Source organism: Caldisalinibacter kiritimatiensis (genome assembly GCF_000387765.1).
GTDB classification, from domain to species: Bacteria; Bacillota; Clostridia; order Tissierellales; family Caldisalinibacteraceae; genus Caldisalinibacter; species Caldisalinibacter kiritimatiensis.
The window spans coordinates 25,822-32,964 of the sequence record NZ_ARZA01000146.1 but is presented as its reverse complement, the minus strand read 5'-3'; the positions used below and the strand labels follow the sequence as shown (position 1 = coordinate 32,964).

7 protein-coding genes are annotated in these 7,143 nt (G+C 29.3%); 5 read left to right on the top strand and 2 right to left on the bottom strand.

The features are described 5' to 3' along the window. Positions 1-15: 15 nt before the first annotated feature. A complete protein-coding gene (locus L21TH_RS07140; protein WP_162138488.1) occupies positions 16-507 on the bottom strand; it encodes an HD-GYP domain-containing protein in 492 nt (163 codons plus the stop codon). A gap of 420 nt (positions 508-927) precedes the next feature. On the opposite strand from L21TH_RS07140, the gene L21TH_RS07135 reads away from it, so the two are divergent. The 5 genes from L21TH_RS07135 (at position 928) to hydF (ending at position 6,075) form a co-directional block, all read left to right on the top strand. Then, positions 928-1,605 carry a Crp/Fnr family transcriptional regulator gene (locus L21TH_RS07135; RefSeq protein WP_006312694.1) on the top strand — a complete coding sequence of 226 codons (678 nt, stop codon included), beginning with the start codon at positions 928-930 and terminating at the stop codon, positions 1,603-1,605. Positions 1,606-2,019: 414 nt separating this feature from the next. Then, positions 2,020-2,265 (top strand): TM1266 family iron-only hydrogenase system putative regulator, encoded by a 246-nt coding sequence (locus tag L21TH_RS07130; protein WP_006312693.1) that lies wholly within the window; start codon positions 2,020-2,022, stop codon positions 2,263-2,265. Positions 2,266-2,273: 8 nt separating this feature from the next. Further along, positions 2,274-3,323 carry a [FeFe] hydrogenase H-cluster radical SAM maturase HydE gene (gene hydE, locus L21TH_RS07125; RefSeq protein ID WP_006312692.1) on the top strand — a complete coding sequence of 350 codons (1,050 nt, stop codon included), beginning with the start codon at positions 2,274-2,276 and terminating at the stop codon, positions 3,321-3,323. Positions 3,324-3,449: 126 nt separating this feature from the next. After that, entirely contained in the window at positions 3,450-4,865 is a 1,416-nt protein-coding gene (hydG, locus tag L21TH_RS07120; protein WP_006312691.1) for a [FeFe] hydrogenase H-cluster radical SAM maturase HydG, read from the top strand. A gap of 16 nt (positions 4,866-4,881) precedes the next feature. Continuing rightward, a complete protein-coding gene (gene hydF, locus L21TH_RS07115; protein ID WP_006312690.1) occupies positions 4,882-6,075 on the top strand; it encodes a [FeFe] hydrogenase H-cluster maturation GTPase HydF in 1,194 nt (397 codons plus the stop codon). A 22-nt stretch (positions 6,076-6,097) separates the two neighbouring features. Here hydF and L21TH_RS07110 read toward each other — a convergent pair whose 3' ends face one another. Next, positions 6,098-7,051 carry a flavodoxin domain-containing protein gene (locus L21TH_RS07110; protein ID WP_006312689.1) on the bottom strand — a complete coding sequence of 318 codons (954 nt, stop codon included), beginning with the start codon at positions 7,049-7,051 and terminating at the stop codon, positions 6,098-6,100. Positions 7,052-7,143: the final 92 nt, after the last annotated feature.

Genomic DNA, 7,143 nt, shown 5'->3' with positions numbered 1-7,143 from the left:
CCACTAGGGGAAGTTTCAATTAAATTCTGGGGGATTTTTCACTTGACAAATACATTTATCTTTTTTAAATAATACATCTTCAGGTATAAACAATTTACCTATATCATGTAATAATGCACCCACTGCTAGATTCATTAATTCTCTATTATCTAATCCTAATGAAACCCCTAGCATAATACATAGTATACAAACATTCCAACTATGTATATATGTTGATAAATCAAATAATTTTATCTCCATTAGATTGCTCAATATTTGTTTGTTTTTCAATATAACTTCACTTAGGTTTTCAAAGACATTTAGATATTTCTTTATTTGTTTTCCGTTATTCTCTTTATATGGGTTTAATATAAGATTTCTTTTTATATTATAATTAAATGAATCATAAATTGTTTTTATTATTTCTATTTTTATGTTTTCACTAATTGAATCCTTATAATCTTCATTATTTATTTCAATGTATTCAATACCGTGTTTTTTTAATCCTTCTATTAGTCCTTTATTCAATGTAATACCTCTGTGTAACCAAATTCCCTTTTGACTAATATAAACAGTCCTTCCTAAAACACTCCCTGACTGTACATGGTCTATATACATTTAATATCAACTACCTTTCTAGTGTAATAAGAAACATCAAAGTGCAGGGATAATTTTATCATTAATTTAAAGTATTCACATAAAAAACTAGTTAAGTAAATGTTAATTTTCACATTAATTTCAGGGACTTAAAGCTATTATTAGGAATATATTTCATGTAGTTTATGTTTATGTAAAAATATAAACTTAATGTTTTTATATTATATTTATCTATTTTAGTTTATTTACTTTGATATACTATAATAAAACCAATTTCTTCGGTTTGCTGGTTAATAGCCAGTAGCTAATCTAATTTTACATTTCTAATTCTGTTTATAAAGGATGGTTTATATGGATAATATAGAAAAAATTCTTACAAAATGTTTTTTATTTAAAGGGTTAAGTGAAAAACATATAGTTAAACTATTACAAAATATAAATTATCAGATTAAAACCTTCTCCAAAAACGAAACCATTGCTATAGAGGGGGAGAACTGTAATAGTATAGGGATAGTCATAAAGGGTAGTATTGAGGTTCAAAAAATATATCCTTCTGGTAAAACTATTACTGTCAGTAGGATAAAAGAAGGTGACTCTTTCGCAGAGGTAATAATTTTTTCTGATGTACATAAGTATCCTTCAACAATAATAGCATCAAATAATTCAAAGGTAATGTTTATATCAAAAACTTATATAATCGAGCTTTGTAAAACAAATACATATATTTTAAATAATTTTATGGAATTACTTTCAAACAAAATATTCATGTTAAGTACGAAGTTAAAAAATTTATCCTATGAAACTATAAGGGATAAAATATGCAATTATCTTTTAGAAGAATATAATAGACAGAATAGCTTAACAATCAAACTTAATTACACAAAGAAAGAACTTTCAGACCAATTTGGTATACCTAGACCTTCACTATCTAGAGAACTTATTAAAATGAAAAAAGATGGATTAATAGATTTTGATAGAAAATCTATTAAGATATTAAATGTAGATAAAATTGAAAATCAGTTGTTTTAGGTCTATAATTTAGACACCATAAAAAAATTTTATCATTTAATTTTCATTACTATCATATTATTAATATTAAATACCTTACTTTAACTACAGTAAGTTTTACCAAATATAATTTTAACAAAAACAATAGACAACTCATTTAGAGTTTGTTATAATTATAACAAAGATATCTGCTGTACTGGTATGTTACTGGTATAGTGGATAACCAAAACTCCAACCTGATTACGAGGTATATCCAAGTAAAAGGGGAAGGAAGAAATGGCTAAACTTGTGCCTTTTTATGTCCTAATGTCCTAGGGATAAGTATATCTATTTTTACATAGGATATAAACAGGTACTTTAAGTTATAGACTTCAAACCTTCCACTTTTACGGAAGGTTTTTTTATTGTATTTCCAATGCCAAAGGAGGATTATTGATGAAAAAGAGAATTGGAGTTGTAGGTATAGTTGTAGAAGATATCACTAATGCAGAAAAGGTAAACTTAATACTTCATGAATATGCTGAGATAATTGTTGGTAGAATGGGGATTCCATACAGAGAAAAAAATCTCTCTGTAATATCACTAATTGTTGATGGAACATCGGATGACATAAGTGCAATGACAGGAAAACTAGGAAGAATCCAAGGGGTAAATGTAAAATCTGCATTAACTAAGGCATAGGTGATTTTATGAGCATTAAAGCAACTATAGATAAAATAGTTGAAACATCAAAAGCTGATATTAATGAAATAGTAGAAATATTGAGTTGTGACAATACCGACTATTTATTTAAAAAAGCTAACGAAATAAGAAAAAAATACTGTGGTGACGAAATACATCTAAGGGCAATAATAGAGTTTTCAAACTATTGTAGATGTGATTGTCTATACTGTGGTTTAAATAGAAAAAACTCCTTCTTGTCAAAATATAGAATGGAGCTTGACGAAATAGTAGAATACGCAGAAAAAGCATATAAAAATGGATATAAAACTGTAGTCCTTCAATCCGGGGAGGATTTATGGTACACACGAGATAAAATTTCATATATAATACGCAAAATTAAAGAAATTGGAGATATTGCTATCACTTTAAGTGTAGGAGAAAGGGATTATGAAGATTATAAACAATGGCGATTAGATGGAGCAGATAGATTTTTACTTAAACATGAAACAGCTGACGAAAAGCTATATAATTATCTCCATCCCCACTCGTCCTTTAAAAATAGACTTAAATACTTAAAGTGGTTAAAAGAACTAGAATATCAAGTAGGAAGTGGCTTTATGATAGACCTTCCAGGACAGAAACTGGAAACCCTAGCAAAGGATATATTGCTTTTAAAAGAACTTGATGTAGACATGGCAGGAATAGGTCCCTTTGTACCCCATCCTAAAACAGAATTAAGAAACAGCTTACCTGGAGATACAAATTTGACCCTAAAGGTACTAGCAATCACAAGGATTTTATTAAAAAGAGTTCATTTACCGACAACTACATCATTAGAGGTTACAAATATAAAGGATAGAAAAAATGCATTTTATACTGGAGCAAACGTAATTATGCGTAAAGTACAACCCTATAAATATAGAAAACTATATGAAATATATCCTAATCCAAATCTTAAGGATATAGGCATAAAAGAAGAAAGAATAGAAATAGAAAACTATATTAAAATGCTAGGAAGAAAAATATCTGATACTAGAGGTGATGCAATAACAAAATCGACTTCGTCGATTTGTTAATTAGTAGCTCGTTGTTAGTAGTTAGTAGCTTTAGGTCTAGCTTTTATTATGGTTATTCGTCATTGGCTATTCGCCTCTTGGCGATTGGCCAAATCAATTTTAAATTCAATTAAGGGGGTTTTAATAATGAAGGAATTTAGAGCTGAAGACATTATTATACATTCAGAAATTATAGATGCTATGAAGTTTGGTGAAGAAAAGGCAAAGGATAAATCATATGTAAGAGGTATATTAGAAAAAGCAAAGGAAGCTAAAGGATTAACTTACAAAGAAGCAGCAGTACTTTTAAATATAGATGATAATGATATACTTGAAGAAATGTTCCAAACTGCAAGACATATAAAGGAAAGCATATATGGAAAGAGAATTGTACTTTTCGCTCCTTTATATGTAAGCAACTACTGTGTTAATAACTGCGAATACTGTGGATATAAATACTCTAACAAAGATTTCAAAAGAAAGAAGCTTACAATGAAAGAGCTTGAAGAAGAAGTTAAAATTCTAGAATCACTAGGACATAAAAGATTAGCTTTAGAAGCAGGAGAGGACCCTGTAAATTGTCCTATAGATTATATATTAGAATGTATAGATACTATATACTCTATAAAATTTGATAATGGTAGCATTAGAAGAATAAATGTAAACATAGCTGCTACAACAGTTGAAAATTATAAGAAATTAAAGAATGCAGAAATAGGAACTTATATATTATTTCAAGAATCTTATCATAGACCAACATACGAAAAAATGCATCCAACTGGACCTAAACACGACTACAATTGGCATACAACAGCTATGGACAGAGCATTCCAAGGTGGAATTGATGATGTAGGTTTAGGTGTATTATATGGTCTTTATGACTATAAATACGAAACTATCGGTTTATTAATGCACTCAGAACATCTTGATAGAGTTTACGGAGTAGGCCCTCACACAATCTCTGTACCAAGATTAAGGGCTGCAGCAGGAGTAGATATGAACAAATTCCCTTATCTAGTTTCAGATGACGACTTTAAAAAGATTGTAGCAGTGATAAGATTAGCAGTACCTTATACAGGAATGATACTTTCAACAAGGGAAGCACCAAAATATAGAGATGAAGTTATTTCTCTTGGTATATCACAAATTAGTGCCGGTTCATGTACTGGAGTTGGGGGTTATTACGAAGAATATGGTAAGAAACATCATGATGATAAACCTCAATTTGAAGTAGAAGACCATCGTTCCCCTATAGAAATATTAAAAAGTCTATGTAAATCCGATTATATACCAAGCTATTGTACAGCTTGTTATAGAGCAGGTAGAACTGGTGAAAGATTTATGCCCCTTGCTAAAAATGGTCAAATCCACAATGTATGTTTACCAAACGCTATATTAACATTTAAAGAGTTCTTACTAGACTATGCTGATGATGAGCTTAAAGAAATAGGAAGAGAAACTATCGAAAAAGCTTTAAGTGAAATACCAAAAGAATCTTCAAAAAACGCTACACTTAAATACCTTGAAAGATTAGAAAAAGGTGAAAGAGACTTAAGATTCTAGAGGAAAGGAGATTTTTATGATAAACACACCAAGAGCCAATAGAATGCACATAGCTATTTTCGGTAAAAGAAACTCAGGAAAATCAAGTTTAATAAATGCTTTGACAGGGCAGGATATTGCTTTAGTATCAGATGTAGCAGGTACAACTACAGACCCTGTTTATAAAGCAATGGAGCTTCTTCCTATAGGACCAGTAGTTATCATAGATACAGCTGGACTAGATGATGAGGGGTCAATAGGACAATTGAGAATCCAAAAAACAAAGGAAGTAATGGATAAAACAGATTTAGCCCTTCTAGTTTTTAGTTCAGAAAATGAAGATATTTCACTAGAAAAGGAATGGTATCAAGAGTTAAAGGAAAGAAAAATACCTATAATAGGGATTATAAATAAAATTGATATAACTGAACCTAATACTATAAAAATAAAAGAAGAGTTTGATATACCTTTAATAATGTTAAGTGCAAAGAATAAAACAAACATAGGGAAACTTAAAGAGGCTATACAAATCTATGCTCCTAAAGATTTCGAAAGAAAAATATTAGTAGGAGATATAGTAAAACCTAAAGATACAGTTATATTAGTTGCACCTCAAGATATTCAAGCACCAAAGGGTAGACTTATATTACCTCAAGTACAAACTATAAGGGACGTATTGGACCATGATGCAATGGCATTAACAGTTAAAGATAGTGAGCTAGAAGATATATTGAAGGTACTGAACAAAAAACCTGACCTTGTAATAACAGATTCACAGGTATTTGCTAAGGTAAACAGTATTATACCTGAAGACGTACCTTTAACTTCATTTTCAATCCTTATGGCCAGATATAAGGGTGATTTAGAAACTTTAATCAAAGGTGCAAAGGCTATAGATGAGTTAAAGTCAGGAGATAAAGTATTAATAGGTGAAGCATGTACTCATCACCCCCTTGAAGGAGATATTGGACGTGAAAAACTTCCTAATTGGCTTAGAGAAAGAACTAAAGCAAACCTTGATATCACAGTAAATGCAGGAGCAGACTTTCCTGAGGATTTAAGTAAATATAATCTTATTATTCACTGTGGTGCTTGTATGTTCAATAGAAAGCAAATGATGACAAGAATAATACGTGCTCAATCATATAATGTACCTATAACAAATTACGGTGTAGCTATAGCTTATATGAATGGTATATTAGATAGAGTTACAAATATGTTCTTTAAGTAAATACTTTAAGGAATCCTAAATACTAGGATTCCTTTTTTATAACATAAACTTGCTTAGCATCATATCCCATACCCTTGAATTTAGAATTTAAAAATTCTATTTTGTTTGGAATAACTTTTATCATATTCATTAGCACTGGAAGATTAGCTATAACGCTAGGATTTAATCCCTTTAACCTTAATATTTCATTATATTCATCACTATTTCTTTTAACTATATTAGCATTGCCTGAAATCTGCATACCCGCTAATGAGTTCATATCCTTATAAGGTTCATAAATTGATATAGAAACATCTGTATTGAACAATATATTTGAAAATTTTTCTCCACCTTCTGTAAGAAAATACAAAGCTTTATTATTATAAACATATTCAATAGGAGTAGAGCGTATCCTGCTTTTATAATAAGTAGCTAAAGTACAAGTATTATGATTTGATAGAAATTCTTCAATATAGCTTATCAACTGTCTTTTAGGCATTTTACTAAAAAGTCTGTCTTTAATTCTTTTTAAATGTAATGCATATTTTATAACTTCTTCTTTATTAGATAAATCCATACTCCTAAAAGGCATATTAATACTTTTATAAAACGACTTCAAGTTGTTGTAATCATATTTATCTAAAGACTTTAAGTTAACTTTTCCTCCTAATGTCTTTACATGAACAACGCTTTTTCCTAAAAATCTTTTAAGATTATTTAGATATATATCACCATTCTTAGCCATACAAGTACAGAATAAAGCTATAGTTTTGTTCTGTAACCATGCTTTATTATTTAATGTAAATTCATATATTCTATCATCTATACGTTCATAATATACTGGAGAGCCTATAACAAAGAAATCAAATTTTTTATATTCCTCCTTAAAGTTTTCAGTAGTACAATACTTACAAGGTCCTAATACGTATGCCATGTTTTTTACTATTTCCTCAGTTGCTCCATACTTACTTTCATATAAAATAAGAGTCCGCTTCATAATATCAATCTCCTTTTTAATCTTACTATTTATAATATTAAATAAGTTGATAATTGATTTTTTTATTTTGTATTGACTGACGGTCAGTCAGT

Excerpts from the sequence above, each read along its gene's own strand:
- L21TH_RS07135 (WP_006312694.1), top strand. The coding sequence starts at position 928 with ATGGATAATATAGAAAAAATTCTTACAAAATGTTTTTTATTTAAAGGG.
- L21TH_RS07130 (WP_006312693.1), top strand. The coding sequence starts at position 2,020 with ATGAAAAAGAGAATTGGAGTTGTAGGTATAGTTGTAGAAGATATCACT.
- hydE (WP_006312692.1), top strand. The coding sequence starts at position 2,274 with ATGAGCATTAAAGCAACTATAGATAAAATAGTTGAAACATCAAAAGCT.
- hydG (WP_006312691.1), top strand. The coding sequence starts at position 3,450 with ATGAAGGAATTTAGAGCTGAAGACATTATTATACATTCAGAAATTATA.
- hydF (WP_006312690.1), top strand. The coding sequence starts at position 4,882 with ATGATAAACACACCAAGAGCCAATAGAATGCACATAGCTATTTTCGGT.
- L21TH_RS07110 (WP_006312689.1), bottom strand. The coding sequence starts at position 7,051 with ATGAAGCGGACTCTTATTTTATATGAAAGTAAGTATGGAGCAACTGAG.